This is a genomic window from Parcubacteria group bacterium (assembly GCA_041659505.1).
Taxonomy (GTDB): domain Bacteria; phylum Patescibacteriota; class Minisyncoccia; order Moranbacterales; family UBA2206; genus UBA9630.
The window spans coordinates 53,622-74,460 of sequence record JBAZYF010000003.1 but is presented as its reverse complement, the minus strand read 5'-3'; the positions used below and the strand labels follow the sequence as shown (position 1 = coordinate 74,460).

Below are 20,839 nucleotides of genomic sequence, written 5' to 3'. Positions count from 1 at the left end.
TATGCCAAAAATATTAATCGCGGAGGATGACAAAATGATGGATGATATGTATCGGAAAAAGTTTTCCGATTCTGGTTTTGAGGTTTTCATCGCTTTGAATGAAAAAGAGACTTTTGATATTATTGAAAAAGAAAAAATTGATGTGGTTTTAGTTAGCTTGCTTATGAACGGATTTGAAATTGTGAAAAAAATACGCAAAGATGGAAGTAATCCGAATATGAAAATTATCATCACGGGATATCATGACATACAAGAAGATGAGGATATGTCCATTGAAGTTGGCGCGGATGCTTTTGTGAATAAATCCCATACTACTCCAAGTGAGTTATTGGCGAAAACTAAAAAGTTAATGGAAAAACAATGAGTCAAGAAGAAGCAATCAAGCTAGACAAGGCCAAATCTGAATTTATCTCCATCGCCTCTCATCAATTGAGAACGCCATTGACCGCCGTTAAGGGTTATGTTTCCATGCTCCTGGAAGGATCATACGGAAAAGTTGACCCAAAGCAATATGAAATACTGAAGGGCGTATATGCCAGCAATGAACGAATGGCGAATTTGGTTGAGGAGCTGTTGGATATTCCCCGTATTGAACTCAATAAAATGGATTTTACATTCGCATCGGAGAAGCTGGAAGCGATTTGCCAAGAAGTGGTGGATACTTTTACCTCTAAAGCCAAGGACAAAGGGTTATATTTGGAATACAAAAAACCAAAAACCACATTACCGGAACTCATTGTTGACGGCGTCAAGGTACGCAAAGTCATCTCGGACATCGTGGATAATGCTTTGCGCTATACGACCAAAGGTGGCGTGACAGTCAAACTCGAACAAATGGAGAAAAATATCCGCATAACCATTTCCGATACCGGCATCGGCGTAGCGCCAGAAGAAACCCCAAAGCTGTTCCAAAAAATTTCTCGTGGAAAAGGCACTAGTCTTTTTAATCCTGACGGGCTTGGACTGAATCTCTACGTGGATCGCTTGATTATCGGAAAAAATGGCGGTAGAATCTTAGTAGAGAGCGAAGGCAAGGACAGAGGCGCGCAATTCATTGTTGAATTGCCGATTGAAACTCCCAAAGAAATCCTAGAGCAAACAGCGGATAAAAAATAATCTATAAACAATATGCCGGAAGAAATAAAACGAGAAGTATATGCATTTTTTATCATAACCGATCCAGGCACTATTTTGACTGAGTCAAATAAATTTCTGGCGGAAAGAGTCGTCGTAACGGCGACTGACAGCGAATGGGACGCAACGCAATATCTTTTGTATGATTATCATTTTGACATTGTTCTCATAGACACAAAAGTGGGCAAGCATAATGGCCTGGATATTTTGCAACATATGCGAGACGACCAAAGAATGAAGCGTTTTCCTGTCGTAATTTTTATTGACGAAAATGACAATGGAATACGCGAAAAAGTCAAAGGACTAGGCGTGGTTGATTTCATTGTTCGAAAAGGTTTGACCACAAAACAAATGGCGGAAAAGATCAAGGAAATTTTCAGCAAAATTGAGTCTAATAATTTAGTAAAATAACATTATGCCAAAACTGCTTATCGCCGAGGATGATCAAATGCTCTTGGAGATTTATCAAAAGAAATTTACCGATTCCGGCTTCGAAGTCTTCTTGGCGGAAAATGGTAAAATCGCCTTGAGCGTCGCTAAAAAAGAAAAAGTGGATATTGTGCTAACTGATTCGATTATGCCGGAAATAGATGGTTTTGATTTAATAAAAGGTTTACGCAGTGGTGACTATGACGCTAACATCAAAATCATTATGCTCAGCAATATCGGCGAGGGAGACAATCGCAAAAAAGCAATTGACTTGGGCGCCAATGGTTTTATCCCAAAATCAAAATTTACCCCAACTGAGTTGGTAGGGGAGGTTAAGAAGATTATTGAAACTGGTTGATTTGGATATTTTATTTTAGCGCGCATTTAACGAGTAACTGCGGAAGTCACGCTATGTGCTAAGCGTCATTGATTTTTTTAAAAGAACGGTGTATTGTTTTAATAGTATTATTTAATACTTCTTTTTTTATTATGCTAGAAAATGATATAAAAAACTCAATAAATGAGCTTAAAAATGACTTGACAACCGCAAAAAACCTTGTGGAGATGGATGTTATTTGGCGAAAATATTTAGGCGATAGGGGCACTATTAAATCTTTTTTGAAGGAAATAAAAAATTTATTACCTGAAGAAAAAAAGACAATGGCACCTTTAATACAGCAACGCCACAAGGAAGCTTCGGATTTATTTAGGAAAAAAGAAGACTTAATGAAAAAAGGCGAATTGGTTGAAAGCCTGAAGATGCAATCGGAAAACTTTGATTACTCTATTTCAAAAATTGGACATCTCCATCCCATATCTAAGACTATCAGAGAAATGAACGATTTGTTCGTAAGCATGGGTTTTAGCATAATGGATGGACCAGAGATTGAAAAAGATGAATTTTGCTTTCAAAGATTAAATGTTCCTCTTGACCATCCTGCTAGAGATATGCAGGATACTATTTATATCAAAGAGCCGGATTATTTATTAAGAACGCAAACATCATCGATTGAATCTCGCACATTGGCTAATTATAAGCCTCCATTTAAGATTGTTTCTCCAGGAAGAGTTTACAGAAACGAGAGCGTTAATAAAAGTAACCACTTTATATTTCATCATTATCAAGGCGTAGTGGTCGTTGAGAAGACGAGTCTTAAGGATTTATTCGGAATATTCAACCACTTATTCAAGAAGATGTATGGGCCTGGCGTAGTCATCAGATTTCGCAATAAATATTATCCAGAAGTCGAACCAGGAGTTGGTCCAGATATGCAATGTTTTAATTGCCATGGCGAAGGTTGTTCCTTGTGTAAGGGTGTGGGCTGGATCGAAATGGGTGGCGCAGGAATGATTCATCCAAGCGTAATGAAAAGAGCAGGAATTGATACTGATAAATGGATGGGTTTTGCTTTTGGGTTGGGTCTTGATCGATGGGTGATGGCTAAATATAATATCACGGACATAAGAACTTTGCTAGGTGGTAATTTAGGTTATAAATATTACGAAAATGAAAGTATTATACAGTCAAATTAAAGAATTGGTGCCAGATTTAAATGTTAGTCCAAAAGAAGTTGGAGAGGCTTTAACTCTGACTGGTTTTATGATGGATAGTTTTACAGAAGTTTCTTATAAAGGTGCCAAGGATTATTTAATAGGATTAGAAATAAGACAAAATCGTGCCGATTGTCTTTCTGTTATGGGATTAGCTAGAGAAGTCGCTGCATATTATAGGCTTCAGGTTTTAATACCTGGTGTCAAACAAATTTTCAAGGGCGAGGATAAATTAAATATTAGCGTTGAAGCAGTTGATCATGTTAAACGAGTTTTAGCAATAAAAATAGATGATGTCACAAATGTAGATTCTCCGGATTGGCTTAGAGAATATATGAATTTTTATGGATTAAATAGTATAAATCTTTTAGTAGACTTATCGAATTATGTGATGCTGCTTACTGGGTATCCGTCGCATCTGATTGATTACAAAAAAACTAAAGGACAATTATCTTGGTCATTAAATAATAGTTTTGATGAAATGACGACTTTAATGGGAACTTCCATAAAATTGCAAAAGAATACGGAGCTAATAATTAGAGATCGAAAAAATATTATAGCCTTAGCGGGTATAGTAGGAGGGACCGAAGCTGCAATTAGTTTAGAGACAAAGTCTGTTCTTGCTGAAATTGCGGTTTATGACCGTTCAGTTGTCAGGAAGAATTCAAGAAATTTAAATATAGTTACGGAAGCTAGTCACAGATTGGAAAAAGATCTTGATCCGAGCGAATCCGAGTATGCAATGAATTTACTTGTTTCTCTGATTTTGGAATATGGAGGCGGAAAAATAGCCAGTGATTTATTTGAATATTATCCCCAAAAATACGTATCTCCTGTAATAGAATTTAAAACAGGCTTACCAAGCAAGTTCGCTGGTATCGAAATTAAGGAAGAAGACGTGTTAAATATATTCGAGTGCCTTGGTCTTGTTGTTGAAGTGAAAGGGGATTTGTTGCTTGTTACGCCTCCTGCATATAGGCTGGATCTTTCCCTCCCTGAAGATTTAGTTGAAGAAGTATTAAGGATCTATGGTTACAATCGTATTCCTGTAGATGAAATCCCTAAGTTAGAAGTTGTTAAAAATATCACTCCTAAGAACATTATATTAGCAGATAAAATAAGAGATGTTCTAAGTACTCTGGGATTTGACGAAATCTTATCGTGGCCGTTAACGAAAGTCGACGATAATAACCTTGTTAATCATACTGATTGGGATACTGTTTCTACTCAAAATTCCGTTAATGATATTTATCCGAATCTCAGACAATCAATGATAACAGGATTATTGGATCAATTGAATGAGTATTTTAAGAAAAATGTCGATTTTATGAATATTTTTGAGATTGGTAAAATTTTTGGTAAAAAAGATGAAAATTATATAGAGCGTGAATCTCTCGGAGTAATGTCAACTTCGAATAATGAAGCGTTAAGCGAATTTAAAGATAGGGTTGAGTCTCTATTGCGATTGCTTGGACTTGACGATATAAAGTATTTCGAGTCAAAAATAAAACCTGAAATAGCCAATCCTAATTCATGCTGGGATATTTATTCGGGAGAGCAGCGTATAGGGATACTGTATAAGCTAATTCCTCAGGATATTAAAATGAATGTCTATGCGTCTGAAATAGATATAGATAAGTCCGTGGAACTACTTTCTGAAAAGAAAAATAATCCTGTAGTGGAAATTACTCAAAAGTTGATATTTTTAGATGTGAATATCGAACTAAAAAATGAAGAATCAATTTTCGAATATCTGGAAAAGCTTAATAAAAAGATGAACAAGGATAGCATATGGGGAATAGATATAGCAGATACATATAAATTAGAAAAATCAGTCAGATACACATTAAGAGTTACGTATAAAGAATTATCCGATCAAGAAGCTAAAAAGATTCATCTAGAAACTTTTAATCTTCAATAAATTATATGGTTACATTACCTAAAGAAATAAGAGACTTGTTTTATAATCCAGAGACAGATTCAATTTCTTCTTTGCTTAAGGATATCGAAGATACGCATGTCGAGATTCTAAAAAGCACTGATTTATCAAAATGCACCCTTTTATCTAAATCGGAAACTGATGAATCTGCCATTGAGAGTTTTGAAATACCAAGTGAGGGTTTATCAAAGGAGCGCTTTGCATCATTGATATCTGAATTGTTTCAAGGCGCTTGTCGATGGCATTCTCCTAACTCAATGTATAATGTTGTTGCATCTCCTATTATTCCTACCGTTACTGCTAAAACGTTTACGTCTTTGTATAATCCTAATCTTTGCATGGATACTGCTTCCGGAAAAAGTCTTGTGATAGAGCAGAAAGTTGTGAAATCCATTGCAGAATATATTGGCTGGGATTGGCGGGATGCAGGAGGAACTTTCACTTGGGGTGGAAAAGCAACAATAATGTATGGGGTTAAATTAGGATTGAAGAATTGTTCCCCAGATTCTTCTGAGCAAGGCGTAAAAGAAGATGTGATTGTTCTCTCTACAGCATCGGGACATCCTGCTCACAAACAAGATGTTGATTGGCTGGGCATTGGGACATCTAATTTTTTTAAAGTAAAAACTGGTGATGATAGTAGGGTTGACCTTTTGGAAATGGAAAGAATTATTAAGGAACAAACCAAAAAAGGTAAGAAAATTGCTGCTATTATCATTTCAGGCGGATCAACTAATAATATGGTTGTTGATCCTATTGAAAAAGTAGTTGAACTAAGAGATAGGCTTGTTGAAGAACTTGGATTGGGTTATGTGCCCCATGTGCATGTTGATGCCGTAGTTTCATTTCCCTGGATCTTCTTTAAGGATTATGATTTTAAGTCGAATCCTTTGAATATTGAGCCGGTGGCGCTGGGAAGAATATCGGAAGTAATAAAATATTTAAAAGATATTCATAAGGCCGATTCCTTTGGAATAGATTTTCATAAAATGGGCTTTTGTCCATATATGTCGTGCGCTTTTATGGTAAAAAGTAAAATTTCCCTATATAAAAGTCCTGAATTTTGGAAGTGGCCTTTTAAATATTCAATTGAGAATTCTAGGCCAGGCGATGGGCCAAACTCGGCGTATGTTGCGTTAAATGTTCTAGGCGTAACGGGATTTCAAAGTTTAGTCGCATATCTTACTGAAGTAGCGGTAGATCTTCAGAATAAACTCAATAAAACAGGGGATTTTGAAGTTGTAAATTCAAAAGGTCTCGGTGTTTGTGTTATGTTCATACCACGCACACCCAAGGAGGTCTCTTTTTCTAACTGGGAAGATGAAGCTGTAGTTCGTAATAATTACACATCATTTTTTTTAAAAAAGATTTCTGAACTAGGAAATCCATATTATATAGATGAGATGCCAAGTAATTCTACGGGTGCCAATCCGCATCCCTTTTATTCCTTAAAAGCTTATATAATGTCACCTTATTCAAGTACAGAATCAAATCTTAAATTTGTGAAATTCCTAGTTGATCTCAAAAAGGATATTGATTCACAGTTTGATTTTAAGAATACAAAGGCAGATTCAGAATCAGAACATCCTCATCCTTTAAAATAATCATTGCATATCTCTTAACCTTTAATCAATATTAAATATATTATTATGAATAAATCCGCGTTGGGCGTTAATAGTATTTCTAATCATGGAAAGGAACAAGCGAGTTTCCATAAGATTCCAATGCCATTAAGAGCTAGAATAGAGGTGAGTCGCTTGTGTAATCTAAAGTGTCGCTCTTGCCCTATGGGAATGAATAAGATCAAGAATAAGGGGATAATGTCTTTGGATGATTTTAAAAAAATAATAAAGTTAATAAAAAAAAGCGTAATTGAAATAGCGTTATTTAATTATGGTGAGCCATTGATAAATCCAGATATTGCTAAAATGGTAAAACTCGCGAAAGTTAGTGGAATAAAAATGGTAAGTATTTATTCGAATGGACTATTATTAAATAAAAAATTATCAAGAAAATTAATTAACTCAGGTTTAGATAATATCACTATTTCTATTGATGGGGCGTCAAATGATACATATAAAAAATATCGAGTAGGGGGCGATCTAAATTTAATATTAAAAAATATTAAGGATTTTATTGCAGTCAAAAAAGACATGGGCGCCAAAAAGCCTGCTCTTGAGGTTCAATTTGTAGTCATGAAACACAATGAGCATGAAATAGAAAAATTTTCAGAAATTTGCAAAAATATAGGAGTTGATGAGGTTGTATTTAAAACGTTCAATGCCTATATGGGTGGGTATGAAGATAGAAAAATAAATTTAAAATTTATACCGAAAAATATCAATTATTCAAGATACAAAACAGCTTCAGCAAAGGAAGTCTCCAGCCAATATGCGTTAAGTCGTTGCGCATGGCCATGGGAAAATTTGGTTGTAAGTGCAAATGGCGATATTTGCTTGTGTTGTCATGATTATAATTCAGATTATAAGCTTGGTAATATTTTAAAGGATGATAATTGGTGGGATACTGAAGGAAGAAGAAAAATACAAGACAACATTATTAAGGGAAAGAACAATATTAATATGTGTAAGCATTGTTCTATACCTGGAAATATAGGGTAAATTCTTGCGGTATTATTGTGCTGTTTTATCTTGGCTCCAAATATTTTTTTGTATCTTTATAATTTCTCTAGCCGAAAATATCCTTTTTTGGCTCAATAGTTGTTCGTGCAATTTTCCAATACATCCAGAAACACCTCTCGGAATATTCAAAAGAGCTGACCGTATTTCATTTGCAACGTTAGGTCTTAAGGCGTGTTTTATTGCTTCTTGCAAGGTGTATTTATCTAGGGTATTGCTAAAATCAACTAATAATCCATTTATTGTTTTTGTCTTCACGCCCTGTGATTGTAGCGTTTCTACGAGTAATGATATGTTGCAAGCACGTTCTTCCGATACTTCAGTGAGAAATTGAGTAGTACCTAAGTCGGCATCCGTTGGAACCGTGCCGGGGGAAGTAATTATGGGGATTGTTTCTGAAAATACTAAATCAATTAGCTCACCCCAACTTCCTCTAATAAAAGCAATGTCTCCTCCTGGGATAATTTCACCCCAATCCTTTCGGAAGCCTATTGCATAAGCATTCTCCGGTACATCAATTCCGGAGATTCTTTCGTCATTAATTTCTAAGGGCATGATAACATGAATATTGGGATGTGATTTTGCGAATTCAAGAACTTCTCGTGCTCTTTTTTTAAATGATCCGTCATTACTTTCTCCAGAAAGTATGATTACTTTATCCGTTGGCGATAATTTTTTACCTACGATAGAAGCAATATTTTTTCTAGCTTTTTCTTTTGTTATTTTTATATCGGGAATTGCCAAGGGAATCTGAATAACTTGAGTTGTATCATTGAGTTGCAATGTAATTTTCGAATCGATATTGAAAGTACGATATAATAATGTATCAAGCATTCGCATTTTTTCATTGCTAACTTTCCAATAATAGTCGATGCATTTTATATCTCCTCCCAATTTGACGACTCTCTTTGGCACAAGGTCAAGTGATTCTTGTACTTGCTGAAGCATTTTGGCAAGCCTGGGGAGATCATTATGCAGATTAATACGTTCCTTTAGTTTTCCTGTTAGAAATGTATGTGAAACTCCAACGGTTATTATATTCGGATTGATCTCTTTCATTATTTGTGTTTCTGCTCGAAAATTAGTTGAAACAACGGCATATTTTCCCTTTGCGACATCAACGCACAATCTAGTATTTGCAGCTACAAATGCGGCAACGGTTGAAAATGACTCTTGTTTACTAAAATCTTCTTTATATCCATAGCCAGTCCTAAAATCTTTTCCACCCGCATACGACCAATCGATAATTAACTCATCTACCGGAACGCTTTCGTTTCGCAAAGCATCCTTAGTAACTTCAGTTCGTTTTGTTGCTGGCAAAGCAAACCTCCATTTAGTCTGCAACGTTCCATTCTCGTTTGCCCATCGCAGAATTTTTGCCGCGTCCTGAACATGTCCCAATATTTGAGTACCTAAAAGAATCTTCGATTGTCCCTCTGGCTTTTGTGGTATTATGGATTGAATCTTTCCATATTTTACTTCCGCCATTTCAATAATAAATGGTAATGGTAATTTTTTATCCTGGAGGATAACTCGAGCAATTGGCTCAGCTTCCTCTAGAATTTTTGGAAGAATATAGCTTTCAAAGATATTTGATCCTTTAAACGTAATAATAAATCTCATCTGGTGATCGGATATTTTATAATCTGGCAAATCTTTTAAAATGCCCCATCTATTAGCTAAATTCATAGGATGAGTTTCGAGATCTTCAATGGTAATAATTCCTGTTTCTGTTTTTACTATGAAAGGTGCTTCTAGCCGTAATCTTGGTAATTCTAAAAAAACCCCGTTAATGAATAAACTTATTAATCTTTTCTTTTCATCAATAGTAAAAATCATATCTTTCAATATTGATACGTGTCGCTTAATATTTAAATCCGCTTTTATTTTCTGTGATATGCCCATAAGCCTAAGACAATGAGTTATTATAGGTCAAAACATAACATGCTGTATTTTATATAATTAAGTCCAGCTGACCTATATGTATATCATAATATTAGCACTTTAGTCAATTTTTCACTATTTTTATTGGGCTATTGGTTTTATTTTGTTATTTAAATCAAACGGGGATTAGGCTAGGATTAGGCTAGGCCTTGAATAAAAATTTATTTAGTTATACTATAGAAATATGAGGGTATCCTTTTATTTTTATAAATAGAGCTTTTGATAATTAAAAAATAATTTTCTCATTATGATTAATTGCAGAAAACACGTAAATAATATTGTACGTAAAAATCAAGATTTTCTTACTAGACTGGATAGGGTTCGATTAGGAATGAATGAATATATTCCTTCCATGCCAAAACCCTTATTCAAGAAAATAATAAAAGGATTTTCGGCGGAGATGGCTAGTGCTTATCCTGAAGTTAATAGAGCGTATGACGCATTGTCTCAATATTTAAAACAGCCTAATGAAAAATTGATATTGTCAAATGGAGCTGACGGTGCAATGAAAATGATACTAGAGACATTTTGTGATCCCGGCGATGTCATTGCAACTGTTGCTCCGACGTTTGAAATGTATAAAATACATTCACAGGAACTAGATTGTAAGTTGATTGAAGTTTATTGTGGCAATGAAGGAAAATGCTCTGATGATGTCTTGTCTCAATTAATTTCACCTGAAGTGAAAGTAGCTCTTATTGCTAATCCAAATGGTGCTACGGGTTACATCTTTACTATTGATAGGCTACGAGAGTTTATCAAAAAAACCGAAAGATTAAATATCTTGGTGGTAATCGATGAGGTATATGCTGATTTTGGGTGTATTGATGCTTCTTCATTGGTCGATGAATTTTCAAATGTTATTATTATACGTAGCTTTTCCAAAAATGTTGGGATGGCTGGTCTGAGAATCGGATATATATTAACCGCAGAAAGATTAGCTAGAATGATAGGAAAATTTAAACCATTCAGAGAAATAACTTCGCTGGCGGCAAGAGCAGTTGAAGTGGTTTGTTCTGATGGTAAATTTTTGAGAACTTCTGTTAAAAAAATAATAAATGCGAGAAAAAAGTTCGCTAATAATTTAAGAAAGTTAGAATTAGATGTAATTGAGGGTGGTGGCAATTTTATTTTAGTCGATTTTGGTAAGTATAGAGAAGCAGTAGTAAAAATTTTTGTGAACAATAATATAGAGTTTAAAGAAACGCCAAATCCATTAGCAAGATACATCAGATTAACTGTTGGATTAGGTGGTGTAATGGATCAGGTTGTGGATATGATAAGGGTGGGATTGGATAGCGAAAATATCGGAGTATAATAATATGAGCATATAAAACCAGACAAAAGATGTCAAGAAAGTATGATTATATTTATCAATGGTTCAATCAATTCAGGCAAAAGCACTATTGCAAAAATTTTAGCACAGGAGATTAAGGAATCTGCTGTGGTTGAAATTGATAGTCTTTCGGCGTTTATTGAATGGATGCCAATTGAGGAAAAAATAGAGCTAAATTTGGAAAATGCTGTTTCGGTAATTAAAAATTTTACCAAGAGAAAATTTGACGTGATTGTCCCATATCCGCTTTCACAAAAGAATTATGAATATCTCACAGAAAAACTAAAAGATGATGCTGAGATTCTGGTTTTCACCTTAAATCCTAAAATTGAAGAAGCATCGAAAAACAGAGGAGAGCGAGAACTAAACGAATGGGAAAAAGAAAGAATTAAGCATCACTATTCCATTGGGATTAATAATCCCGCCTTTGGAGAAGTTATCGACAATACGAATCAAACCCCAAGAGAAACAGCCAATGTTATTTTAAGCAAACTGAATAAGCAGAAATAAGCCTAGTAATATTTTGAAAATGAAAAAGAAATGGTTTTGATATAATTTTATGCTTCCACGAAAACTAAAACCAGGCGACACGGTCGCAATTGTTTCTCCTTCTTGGGGTGGCCCAAGCGTCTTTCCGCATGTCTATGAAAATGGACTGAAAATTCTTACGAACTGGGGGCTGAAAATTAAAGAATATCCAACTGCTCGAGCGGATGCTGATTATCTACGCAAAAATCCAGAAGTTCGCGCGAAAGATATCAATGATGCTTTTTCTGATCCAGAAGTAAAAGCTATTTTTACTTCAATCGGAGGAGATGACTCAGTACGGATCTTGCCCTATCTCAATAAGGAAATTATCAAAAACAATCCAAAGATACTTTTGGGTTTTTCTGACACAACAACAATTCACGCATTTTGCAATCAATTGGAGCTGGTTACTTTCTATGGCCCATCAATTATGGCGGGTTTTTCGCAGATGAAAAATTTATCGGAAAGTTTTGAGCGTCATGTTAAAGAAATGCTATTTGAACCAAGAGCTACTTATGCATATAGTCCTTATGGAGAATATGCTGATGGTTATTTGGATTGGAGTGATGAAAATAATCTTGGAAAAACAAAGGAATTCAAAAAAGATGATGGTTGGAAATTTTTGCAAGGAAAGGGGATTGTGAGAGGCGAATTATTTGGTGGTTGCATCGAAGTTTTGGAAATGATGAAGGGCACCCAATTTTGGCCAAAATCGGAATTTTGGGACGGCAAGATCTTAATCCTGGAAACATCAGAAGAAAAACCAACAATACATGAAATAGATCACGAGCTTAGAAATTACGGAATGCAAGGAATATTTGATCGAATCAATGGAATTGTTTTTGGTCGAGCGCGAGATTATTCTGCGGAAGAAAAACTAGAGCTGGAGAAAAGAATCATCACTATTGTCAAGGATGAATTCGGCCGAGCAGATTTGCCAATCATAACCAATATGGACTTTGGTCACACTGATCCACAATTCGTTTTGCCACTGGGCGCCAACGCGGAGATTGATTGTGAGAATAAAAGATTTGGGATAATAGAGCCATGGCTTATTTAAGTATTTGTTTGTGCCTAATCTTATGCCAACCAAAGTCGAAAAATGGGAAGAGCTGTCTAGAGAAATAGCCTTCCAGAAATACAGCCGAAAAATTGAAAAAGTGATGTATAAAATGCCTGATGGCAAGGAAAGTGATTTTTATTTAAAGAAAGAAGGTCCAGCTACCGGAATTTTAGCCATAACGAAAGACCAGCAAATAATTCTTGTCAGGCAATTTCGTCCCGGTCCAAATGAAATTTTAAACGAGCTTCCTGGTGGATATGTCGACGCAAATGAGACTCCAGAGCAAGCCGGGGAAAGAGAGCTCCTCGAAGAGACTGGCTATAAGGGTAGGGCTAGGCTGGTGGCTACAGCTTTTGATTGCGCTTATTCCACAATGAACAGATATTGCGTTGTTGTAACCGATTGCGAAAAAGTGGCAGAGCAAAATTTGGGTAAAAATGAATTTGCGGAGGTGGTGTTGGTGTCCCTGCAAAAATTTCGAGAATTACTTAAGAGTGGAAAGAATACTGATATCGAGGTGGGATATATTGGGCTTGACTATCTCGGATTGCTCTAGCCACTCCTTAAAGTTGCCTTTTTCTCCTCTGTATGTTATGAAGATAGTATATGAACTCACCTACCCGACGGGCTCAATCCGAACACTTTTACATTTCGCCACTTGGCGATTTTTTTGGTTTCTAAATTCTTTCAGCAGTTCGTTTGGGGTAGCATGCGCTAAACATTTCATAAATCTTCTGTTTAATTTCTCTTCGACGGAGAGAATGAATTTTTTGGAATATTTGGAAATATTACTTTCCTTCGGAATATCTTTGCGGATGTATTTATTGGTGTTTTCCACCGTGCCTTTTTCCCAAGAATGATATGGATGACAAAAATATATTTTTATCGAAAGTAATTTTTCCAACTCCTTATGTTTTCGAAAAAGGATATCATTGTCCGTGGTAATGGTTTTCATTTCCGGAAATCTTTGTTGAATTTTTACAAAAGACAAATGCACATTTTCGATTGAAACATCTGTAATTTTTTCAACAAAAGCCGCTCTGGTTTTTCGGTCTACAATTACCAGCAAAATACCTTTGCCATCTTTTCCCGAAACAATGAAGTCCGCTTCCGCGTCACCAATCTCAGACCGCTCATTTATGCTCTCAGGCCGTTCGTTAATGAAGTTCCTGTCTGCAATGGGTTGCTTCTTCTTTCCGCGCTTGTTTCCTTTTCTTCTGCCGTTCGTGCGGGCAAACTCAATCTGTCTGCCATAGGGACTTTCAATGAAACGATAGATACTATCCTTGGAAACTGTTGGCAATTCTTTCTCAACTTTCTTGATTCGTCCCGAGATGTTTTCCGGAGACTGACCGTCCAATAAATTTTCTTCTACGAAATCTCTCAGTCTATTTTCTGAAACAATTTTCATTCCTTGATACTTGCTATACTTTCTCCTGGCGTACGCTTTATGTTGGGCTTTTTTTGCGTCATAGATTCCCTTAACTTGATTCCGTTTCAACTCATCGGAAAGAGTGGAAATACTGCGTTGCATGACCTTGGCAATCTCTCGCAACGTATAGCTTTTCTTTCTTAAAATGGATAACTCACTCCGTTCACTCTTTGATAAATGCGAGAACTTCTTTTCATTTTTTTCATCGTTATTTTTTTAAAATTTTACTCTTTTTATTTTACTACTGTTCGGATTCAAATGCGAATCTAGTTCAAGGAGTTTATTGGGATAGTTCTTTAAGCTCTGGGTTGTTTTTCAGCTTTTTGGAAAAGGAGATTGTTATGGGATTGACTGGTTCGCCTTGCAATAGTTGCCCATCTTTCAGAATGGGGAAAAGATGCAAAAACTTTCGGGCTTGCGTAAACAAGTCCAGTGGCAAAATCTACAAAGTTCAACAAGGCTTATGGAAACGAGAAGGAGCATCGATTTTGTCCACAGCCCAAGGCGGTCTCGTAAGAGGCAGAAATCATCCAAGAACTGCCATTTACTCCAGAGGCTAACGGGTCTCAAAACGGCTGGACAATTTTTCGTCCAGCCAGTACTTTTTAAGGGAGGAAACTTATGGCCAAAAATCATCGTCAAGGAGGTAAAATGGGTGGCAGACACACAACCGTGATCGATGCTGCCCAGAAAATAGTTGACCTAGCTCAAAAGATGCCAGAAGTGAAAAAGGTGGTGGCTGGATATATAACCTCAGGCATCAGAGGGGGAAAACAACACGTCAAAATTGAAGGGATGGTTGGTGGACTTCTACTGAAAGTCAGAGGAAGCACCTGTATCCAAGAAGTTCGTGTTTATTCCAAAAATATCAAAGAAACTCAAGGGAAAATTGAACGTGAACTTTCATAAACAAGGCAGAGGATAATTCAGGAACTCCTGATTCCTCTGCCACTAAAAATTTCTTAAAGCACCATTTGGGGTGTTTTTTTGTTTGCCCAGATTATCTGCTTTTCATGTACAAAAAACAAAAACGGGGTTAATCCCGTTTTTGTTTTTGTGAGATAGGCAGGAAAATTCCTAGTAAGTGATACGCATCTCGTCAAACCCCACTTTTGTTGAAACTCCTTCGCAGGTTGCATCGGTTAGCCAAGTATGGCGGATGTCATATTTGGTTCCGGTTTGCACCCAAGCATCATAGTAAGAGTATTGATCAATAGTGAAGGCGTATTCACTGGCGCCATCATAGACCAAATCATAAGGCGCCATTCTGGTCGTAGCATTGACGCCAGGAATGAAAACCTTATGCACAGCATTCTGAGCTGAATTTATGTTGTCCCACAAAGCCTCGTTGCTGACAGTGCAACTATTGTTGTATGTCCAGCGCATACTGTTGGGACTACAAGTTCCACTGATGTGTCCGCAATAGCCGGCACTGGTTGTCGTGTGCCAATATTGAGAAGGACCAGTTTCAGAATAATAAGAACCACTGCTGGCATAATTGTATGTTCCGGAGAGCGCGAATGCCGACTTAACGCCACCGGCTAGTACTGCAATCATCGCAAGCATTGAGAAAAGTATTGCTTGCTTTGTTTTCAAAATTCTCATATGTTTATTTTGAATTTAATAATTAAGAATTAAAGTCCAAGAGAATTAGTGTAACTTAGCAAGCTTCCTCCGCGAGAAAATCCGACCTGAATAAATGGATGCATGTCTTCAACTTCCTGTGATGTATTTTCCCAACGAAAGAAATAGTTCACACCTTCTTTGTCACCGAAATTCGGAGTGAGATCATCTAGTTTCACGTCCGGCGCATTTTGGGCAATGAACTTTCGAGCCATTGTTTCCAGTTCTTCTTTCGAATAGCGGGCAGTAGTATCGAGACTCTTGGGTTTTTCTCCAATAGCAAGCGGGCGAGGACCAAATTGAATGATCTTATTATTACGAGCGTCTACTTCAAATTGATCAGAATCGGTCGTGTAAATTTCTACCGGGATATTGGCGTTATATGATGACGTGCTGGTGTTTTTATAATTAACAGCCAAGTCTTGGTTGCCTGCGATTTTTTTGATTTCAGTGACAGCCTTCTGTCTTTCGCTTTCCGGTCTAGCAACCAAAGCATCAATTTGCGCCTGTGTTTCATCGTGCAATTTTTTCATTTTTTCTGCCGACTCTCCTGCGAAAACTTTACCGTGAGAAGTTTCCACAAGCTGGCCGGTTTCTTGTTCGTGCTGTGACGTAACCTGTAATTTGTCCAATAAAGATTGGATTTTTTCTTGCACACCTTTTCCGCTTTCATTGGAAGCGAAAGCGCTTGTCACGCCTATTCCTAAAACCAGAGCAAGAGCACTGACTCCTGCCAGTTTGAGGATTTTCTTTTTCGAGTGTTGTTTGTTCATAAGCAATACTTTAAATAATTATATGCGACTTAAGCGTTTTGCCATTCGAGAAATTCAGACACCAACTCAATTGAATCAAGTCACTTGGAAAGATTTTGAAGTGATCTTGATTTGAGAATCTGCCGGACTGCGATGAGCTCAATCGAGTCGTGGACAGAGGGGCACCCAAATAGCCGGATGGTTCAAAACGCGCAAATCTTAAATTAACAACTTTAGTATAAAATAATGCCGGTAAAGTTTCTGTAAAGTTCCTATGCAATCTTGGTCAATCTTTTGGGGTATTTTTTACGCTCCCGCCTTTGCTCCAAAAGCTTTATGTTGGGCATTATCTTTCCTGAAGTGTTGTGATGTTAGGATAGATGAAGGGTAAAGTCAAGTAATTTGGAGGGCTGTTTCTGGTGGGATAATTTGGCGCTTTTGAGCCATAAATAACCGAATATTGTTTAGTTATCCACTCGCGCATATAAAAGAGCAATGCTTAAATTATCGTGTTTTTGACTGAAATGGCTATTTGTGAGAAGCTTAGAGCATGAGTAGAAAAGTAAAAATTGGCGCAATCCTAGGAGTAGTCTTGCTTATTGGCGCAGGACTGTTCTTGATGCAACGAATATTTTTCGGCGCGCCTCAGTTGCAGGAAAATAAAGAAGTTTTCACGGTAGGTCTAAAACAAAACGAATCGCAGACTTTGGATAAACTGAAAAGTCAGGGTTTAATAAAAAATAAGTTCGCCTTTGATCTCGTGTTATCTTTCAAGCGAAAACATAATACAATACAGCCGGGCGGATACAGTGTGTCCAAAAATCTGACTGCTTGGCAATTGGCGGAAAAACTGACCAGTGGTCCTGATATGAAGTGGGTAGTGATTCCGGAAGGCTTGCGAAAAGAGCAGATCGGGGAAATTCTGGCCAAGACCTTCAACTGGAGCGATGAGGATCTCGATAATTGGAACACGACTTACACCAAAATTAAAATAGATTATATTGAAGGAACATATTTTCCCGATACATATCTTATTCCAGTGGATGAAGGTGGCTTGAAAATTGCCGAACGAATGACCAGAAATTTCGATGAAAAATTTGCTCCCTATATTGGTCAATTTGCTCAGCAAAATATTGTTTGGACAACAGGGCTGAAACTCGCTTCAATCATTCAGCGGGAAGCGGCCGGAAAAGGCGATATGCCTCTGATCGCCGGAATACTATGGAATCGACTCAATCAAGGAATGAACCTGGAGATAGACGCGACTGTTCAGTATGCCAGAGGAAAAACCGATACTGGCTGGTGGGCGCCTATTACAGCGGATGATGTCAGGAATATTAATTCGCCCTATAATACCTATAAAAACAAAGGTCTGCCTCCTTATCCAATTGACAATCCAGGATTGGATGCGATTGAGGCGGTTTTGCACCCGACTGAAACGGATTGTTTGTATTATCTTCATGATAGCAATCGGCAAATCCATTGCGCGAAAACTCTAGAGGAGCATCAGGCCAATATTGAGAAATATCTAAAAAATTAAAATACCCAAAAGTGAGATCATGAAAGTGATTTTAGTTAAAGCATTTACTCAAGATAAAACCCAAGGCAATCCAGCCGGGGTTATTTTTGATGCTGATAAATTACTGGATAATCAGATGCTTGAAATTTCCAAAAAATTAGGATTTTCAGAGTCAGCTTTTGTTATCAAATCGGATAAAGCTAATTTTGGCATAAGATATTTCACGCCAACTCAAGAAGTTGATTTATGCGGTCACGCAACAATAGCGACTGTTTGGGCGTTATTCAAAAAAAGAAAAATCTATTTAGGCCGAGAGAAATCGAAAACAGTAACGATTGAAACAAGAGCCGGGATTATACCTGTTGAGGTTCAAAAAGATGGCTCGATTGTGATGACCCAAGCCCAGCCACAATTTTGGGGAGATGAACATAGCAAAAATAAGGTTGCTGGATTATTGGGTCTATCAATGCAGGAAATTATGGATTATCCGATTCAGACGGTTTCCACGGGAACTCCGAAATTGATAGTTGGAGTTAATTCTTTGGAAACTTTGTTCAAAATAAAGCCGGATCTCGAAGAGATGAAAATTTACTGCAAAGAGCATTTGGTAAAAGGATTTTATCCATTTACCACGGAAACGATAGATAAGGATTCAGATTTTCATGCCAGACAATTTAATCCCTTGGCGGGAATTAATGAAGATCCAATAACCGGAGTGGCAGCCGGAGCTTTGGGAGCGTATGCGGTCGAACATAAGATTTCAGATAAAAAAGATTTTGTAATCGAGCAGGGTTATTGCATGGGAAAAGGCGGAAAGATATATGTAGTGGTTGATGATAAAGTGAAAGTCGGGGGTTATGCGGTAATTTTTGGGGAAAAAGAAATATAGAAATGTCAGCTGTTTTTTGCAAAACATCTCTTTCGAAATTTTACATATTTTACAGGCTAAGACTTGGCATTGCTGTGAAAAGTTTTTTATAACTTCTCATCAATTTCCTTTTTAATCCTTTCCGAAAACTCCTCCACCTTCAAAATCTCCTGCTTTTTTTCTTCACCTCTTTTTCGAATAGCAACAGTTCCGTCAGTCATTTCTTTTTCTCCTACAACCAAAATGTAGGGGATTTTTTGTTTTTCAGCTAGTCGGATGCGTTTGCCGAGGGATTCATTGGAATCATCAATTGAGGTGCGAACACTAGACGCAATGAATTGCGTCTCTACGGATTTGGCGTAGTCATTAAATTTTTCGGAAATCGGAACAATCATTACTTGAACAGGGGAGAGCCAAGTCGGAAATGCTCCGGCGTAGTGTTCGATTAAAACTCCTAAAAATCTTTCTGGCGATCCCGTTATCGCGCGGTGAACCATAACTGGAGTTTTTTTCTCTCCATTAGAATCGATGTATTCAAGCTCAAAACGCTTTGGCATAATAAAATCAAGTTGGATTGTCGATAATTGCCATTCTCTGCCGAGCGAGTCCTTCGCTATCAAGTCCATTTTTGGTCCATAAATTGCTGCTTCACCAATTCCAACTGCGTATTCGATTTTATTTTCAATCAATATCTCTTCTAATAGTTTTTGCGAATTTTCCCATACTGCCGGATCTCCTAAATATTTTTCTGGCTTTTGTGGATCCCAAAGAGAAAGGCGTATTTTATATTCTAGCCCGTATGTTTTCATAGCTTTTTGGATAGCTCCAAGAACGGAAACAAATTCTTCTCTAATTTGATCTTCTCGACAAAAAGAATGCCCGTCATCTTGGCAGAAGCAACGCAAGCGGGTAAGGCCAGATAATTCGCCTGGTTTTTCATCGCGGTAAAGATTTGCAAAATCAGAAATCCTAATAGGCAAGTCTTTGTAGCTTCGCATTCTTGAAGCAAAGATTTGCGTATGTTGAGGACAATTCATGGGCTTTAGAAAGTATTCCTCATCTGTATAATTTGAAACTACGCGCAACATATCTTCCTTGTATTTTTCGTAGTGGCCAGAAACCTTAAATAATTCAGCCTTATTAATATTTGGAGTATGAACTTCTTGATAGCCAATGGCTATTTGTAATTCATTTGAGTATTTAATAATTTCTCGGCGAATAGTCGCACCTTTGTGCGTATAGAGAGGAAGTCCAGGTCCAACTAAGTCAGAAAAGACAAATAGATCCAATTCTTTCCCAATTTTCCGATGATCTCTTTTCTCCGCCTCCTCAAGCATATGCAAATAATCTTTTAGTTCCACTTTGCTGGCAAAGGCCACGCCATAAATTCTTTGCAATTGTTTATTTTTTTCGTCGCCTCGCCAATAGGCACCGGAAATTTTTGTTAATTTAAAACCATCCGCGGGAATTTCTCCAGTTGAATCTAGGTGTGGTCCAGAATACAGATCAACGAATGAGTCGGATTTGTAGATAGAAACGTTGGTGTTTCCCGCTTTTTCTAACTCATCAATCAATTCGACTTTATAATCTTGCGCGAGTTTTTTGAAATCTGCTCTTGCTTCGGAAGTGGAAATCTCTGCTCGTTCAAATTGGTAGTTTGCTTTGATGATGGCGCGCATCTTTTCTTCCAATATTTCCAAATCTTCTGGAATAAGAGTTCTTGGTAAGTCAAAGTCGTAATAGAAGCCATTTTCAATGGCCGGTCCAATGGCGAATTTCGCCTCAGGAAACATTTCCAAAACCGATGCCGCGAGGACGTGGGAAGTTGAGTGGCGCAGAACTTCCAAATTTTCACTTGTTTTTTTAGTTGTCATAAATTTAAATTAAAAAATAATTAATTACAAAACAAAAACCCGTCTCAAAAATCTTTAAACGTAATATGCAAAGCATAAAACGTAAGATTTCTGGGACGGGCCTTTTTTATTCTGACTCGTGGTTCCACCCAAATTTTCGCCTCCGTGGCGAACACTTTAGTTAAGCTATTTTGCCAGCTTTTGGCAGAAACTCAGTGGATGGTTAGGC

19 protein-coding genes and 1 pseudogene are annotated in these 20,839 nt (G+C 37.1%); 15 read left to right on the top strand and 5 right to left on the bottom strand.

The window, feature by feature from the left end; translation table 11 throughout:
• Nucleotide 1: 1 nt before the first annotated feature.
• The 8 genes from WC848_04625 (at nucleotide 2) to WC848_04590 (ending at nucleotide 7,674) form a co-directional block, all read left to right on the top strand.
• The gene (locus WC848_04625) at nucleotides 2-364 is read left to right on the top strand and encodes a response regulator (protein MFA5961939.1); all 363 of its coding nucleotides are present in this window, start codon (nucleotides 2-4) and stop codon (nucleotides 362-364) included.
• Nucleotides 361-1,116, top strand: a complete 756-nt coding sequence (locus WC848_04620) for a HAMP domain-containing sensor histidine kinase (protein MFA5961938.1) — start codon at nucleotides 361-363, stop codon at nucleotides 1,114-1,116. Before WC848_04625 ends, WC848_04620 begins: the two co-directional genes overlap by 4 nt.
• A gap of 12 nt (nucleotides 1,117-1,128) precedes the next feature.
• On the top strand, nucleotides 1,129-1,545 hold the full coding sequence (locus tag WC848_04615) for a response regulator (GenBank protein MFA5961937.1): 417 nt from the start codon (nucleotides 1,129-1,131) through the stop codon (nucleotides 1,543-1,545).
• A 4-nt stretch (nucleotides 1,546-1,549) separates the two neighbouring features.
• Nucleotides 1,550-1,921 carry a response regulator gene (locus WC848_04610; protein MFA5961936.1) on the top strand — a complete coding sequence of 124 codons (372 nt, stop codon included), beginning with the start codon at nucleotides 1,550-1,552 and terminating at the stop codon, nucleotides 1,919-1,921.
• Nucleotides 1,922-2,052: 131 nt separating this feature from the next.
• Nucleotides 2,053-3,096 (top strand): phenylalanine--tRNA ligase subunit alpha, encoded by a 1,044-nt coding sequence (locus WC848_04605; protein MFA5961935.1) that lies wholly within the window; start codon nucleotides 2,053-2,055, stop codon nucleotides 3,094-3,096.
• Nucleotides 3,071-5,035 (top strand): phenylalanine--tRNA ligase subunit beta, encoded by a 1,965-nt coding sequence (locus tag WC848_04600; GenBank protein MFA5961934.1) that lies wholly within the window; start codon nucleotides 3,071-3,073, stop codon nucleotides 5,033-5,035. Before WC848_04605 ends, WC848_04600 begins: the two co-directional genes overlap by 26 nt.
• Before the next feature lie 5 nt (nucleotides 5,036-5,040).
• Complete coding sequence (locus WC848_04595; protein MFA5961933.1) at nucleotides 5,041-6,657, top strand: hypothetical protein; 1,617 nt, start codon at nucleotides 5,041-5,043, stop codon at nucleotides 6,655-6,657.
• A 45-nt stretch (nucleotides 6,658-6,702) separates the two neighbouring features.
• Complete coding sequence (locus WC848_04590; GenBank protein ID MFA5961932.1) at nucleotides 6,703-7,674, top strand: radical SAM/SPASM domain-containing protein; 972 nt, start codon at nucleotides 6,703-6,705, stop codon at nucleotides 7,672-7,674.
• Between the two features lie 12 nt (nucleotides 7,675-7,686).
• Here WC848_04590 and WC848_04585 read toward each other — a convergent pair whose 3' ends face one another.
• Complete coding sequence (locus WC848_04585) at nucleotides 7,687-9,597, bottom strand: hypothetical protein (GenBank protein ID MFA5961931.1); 1,911 nt, start codon at nucleotides 9,595-9,597, stop codon at nucleotides 7,687-7,689.
• 286 nt (nucleotides 9,598-9,883) lie between these two features.
• Between WC848_04585 and WC848_04580 the strand changes: the two genes are divergently transcribed.
• Genes WC848_04580 through WC848_04565 form a run of 4 tightly spaced genes read left to right on the top strand, consistent with a single transcriptional unit; the run spans nucleotide 9,884 to nucleotide 13,119 of the window.
• Entirely contained in the window at nucleotides 9,884-10,954 is a 1,071-nt protein-coding gene (locus tag WC848_04580; protein ID MFA5961930.1) for an aminotransferase class I/II-fold pyridoxal phosphate-dependent enzyme, read from the top strand.
• A gap of 42 nt (nucleotides 10,955-10,996) precedes the next feature.
• A complete protein-coding gene (locus WC848_04575; protein ID MFA5961929.1) occupies nucleotides 10,997-11,482 on the top strand; it encodes a hypothetical protein in 486 nt (161 codons plus the stop codon).
• A 49-nt stretch (nucleotides 11,483-11,531) separates the two neighbouring features.
• Nucleotides 11,532-12,560 (top strand): S66 peptidase family protein, encoded by a 1,029-nt coding sequence (locus tag WC848_04570; GenBank protein MFA5961928.1) that lies wholly within the window; start codon nucleotides 11,532-11,534, stop codon nucleotides 12,558-12,560.
• A gap of 22 nt (nucleotides 12,561-12,582) precedes the next feature.
• Nucleotides 12,583-13,119, top strand: coding sequence for an NUDIX hydrolase (locus WC848_04565; GenBank protein ID MFA5961927.1), 537 nt, complete (start codon nucleotides 12,583-12,585; stop codon nucleotides 13,117-13,119).
• A 60-nt stretch (nucleotides 13,120-13,179) separates the two neighbouring features.
• Here WC848_04565 and WC848_04560 read toward each other — a convergent pair.
• Nucleotides 13,180-14,172, bottom strand: a pseudogene (locus WC848_04560) (IS30 family transposase).
• A 444-nt stretch (nucleotides 14,173-14,616) separates the two neighbouring features.
• Here WC848_04560 and WC848_04555 point away from each other — a divergent pair.
• Nucleotides 14,617-14,904, top strand: a complete 288-nt coding sequence (locus WC848_04555; protein MFA5961926.1) for a DUF2103 domain-containing protein — start codon at nucleotides 14,617-14,619, stop codon at nucleotides 14,902-14,904.
• 168 nt (nucleotides 14,905-15,072) lie between these two features.
• Here WC848_04555 and WC848_04550 read toward each other — a convergent pair whose 3' ends face one another.
• Together WC848_04550 and WC848_04545 are read right to left on the bottom strand one after the other, a co-directional pair.
• The gene (locus WC848_04550; GenBank protein MFA5961925.1) at nucleotides 15,073-15,600 is read right to left on the bottom strand and encodes a hypothetical protein; all 528 of its coding nucleotides are present in this window, start codon (nucleotides 15,598-15,600) and stop codon (nucleotides 15,073-15,075) included.
• Nucleotides 15,601-15,629: 29 nt separating this feature from the next.
• Nucleotides 15,630-16,391, bottom strand: coding sequence for a hypothetical protein (locus WC848_04545; GenBank protein ID MFA5961924.1), 762 nt, complete (start codon nucleotides 16,389-16,391; stop codon nucleotides 15,630-15,632).
• A 529-nt stretch (nucleotides 16,392-16,920) separates the two neighbouring features.
• Here WC848_04545 and mltG point away from each other — a divergent pair.
• Nucleotides 16,921-17,910, top strand: a complete 990-nt coding sequence (gene mltG, locus WC848_04540) for an endolytic transglycosylase MltG (GenBank protein ID MFA5961923.1) — start codon at nucleotides 16,921-16,923, stop codon at nucleotides 17,908-17,910.
• A 19-nt stretch (nucleotides 17,911-17,929) separates the two neighbouring features.
• Entirely contained in the window at nucleotides 17,930-18,778 is an 849-nt protein-coding gene (locus WC848_04535; GenBank protein MFA5961922.1) for a PhzF family phenazine biosynthesis protein, read from the top strand.
• Nucleotides 18,779-18,864: 86 nt separating this feature from the next.
• On the opposite strand, the gene thrS is transcribed toward WC848_04535, so the two are convergent.
• The gene (gene thrS / locus WC848_04530; protein ID MFA5961921.1) at nucleotides 18,865-20,631 is read right to left on the bottom strand and encodes a threonine--tRNA ligase; all 1,767 of its coding nucleotides are present in this window, start codon (nucleotides 20,629-20,631) and stop codon (nucleotides 18,865-18,867) included.
• Between the last annotated feature and the right edge of the window lie 208 nt (nucleotides 20,632-20,839).

Bases quoted from the DNA above. Each gene is read 5' to 3' on its own strand.
- WC848_04600 (MFA5961934.1), top strand. From the start codon at position 3,071: ATGAAAGTATTATACAGTCAAATTAAAGAATTGGTGCCAGATTTAAAT.
- WC848_04605 (MFA5961935.1), top strand. From the start codon at position 2,053: ATGCTAGAAAATGATATAAAAAACTCAATAAATGAGCTTAAAAATGAC.
- WC848_04625 (MFA5961939.1), top strand. From the start codon at position 2: ATGCCAAAAATATTAATCGCGGAGGATGACAAAATGATGGATGATATG.
- mltG (MFA5961923.1), top strand. From the start codon at position 16,921: ATGAGTAGAAAAGTAAAAATTGGCGCAATCCTAGGAGTAGTCTTGCTT.
- WC848_04550 (MFA5961925.1), bottom strand. From the start codon at position 15,600: ATGAGAATTTTGAAAACAAAGCAAGCAATACTTTTCTCAATGCTTGCG.
- WC848_04615 (MFA5961937.1), top strand. From the start codon at position 1,129: ATGCCGGAAGAAATAAAACGAGAAGTATATGCATTTTTTATCATAACC.
- thrS (MFA5961921.1), bottom strand. From the start codon at position 20,631: ATGACAACTAAAAAAACAAGTGAAAATTTGGAAGTTCTGCGCCACTCA.
- WC848_04610 (MFA5961936.1), top strand. From the start codon at position 1,550: ATGCCAAAACTGCTTATCGCCGAGGATGATCAAATGCTCTTGGAGATT.
- WC848_04580 (MFA5961930.1), top strand. From the start codon at position 9,884: ATGATTAATTGCAGAAAACACGTAAATAATATTGTACGTAAAAATCAA.
- WC848_04575 (MFA5961929.1), top strand. From the start codon at position 10,997: ATGATTATATTTATCAATGGTTCAATCAATTCAGGCAAAAGCACTATT.
- WC848_04545 (MFA5961924.1), bottom strand. From the start codon at position 16,391: ATGAACAAACAACACTCGAAAAAGAAAATCCTCAAACTGGCAGGAGTC.
- WC848_04585 (MFA5961931.1), bottom strand. From the start codon at position 9,597: ATGGGCATATCACAGAAAATAAAAGCGGATTTAAATATTAAGCGACAC.
- WC848_04535 (MFA5961922.1), top strand. From the start codon at position 17,930: ATGAAAGTGATTTTAGTTAAAGCATTTACTCAAGATAAAACCCAAGGC.
- WC848_04565 (MFA5961927.1), top strand. From the start codon at position 12,583: ATGCCAACCAAAGTCGAAAAATGGGAAGAGCTGTCTAGAGAAATAGCC.
- WC848_04595 (MFA5961933.1), top strand. From the start codon at position 5,041: ATGGTTACATTACCTAAAGAAATAAGAGACTTGTTTTATAATCCAGAG.
- WC848_04590 (MFA5961932.1), top strand. From the start codon at position 6,703: ATGAATAAATCCGCGTTGGGCGTTAATAGTATTTCTAATCATGGAAAG.
- WC848_04620 (MFA5961938.1), top strand. From the start codon at position 361: ATGAGTCAAGAAGAAGCAATCAAGCTAGACAAGGCCAAATCTGAATTT.
- WC848_04555 (MFA5961926.1), top strand. From the start codon at position 14,617: ATGGCCAAAAATCATCGTCAAGGAGGTAAAATGGGTGGCAGACACACA.
- WC848_04570 (MFA5961928.1), top strand. From the start codon at position 11,532: ATGCTTCCACGAAAACTAAAACCAGGCGACACGGTCGCAATTGTTTCT.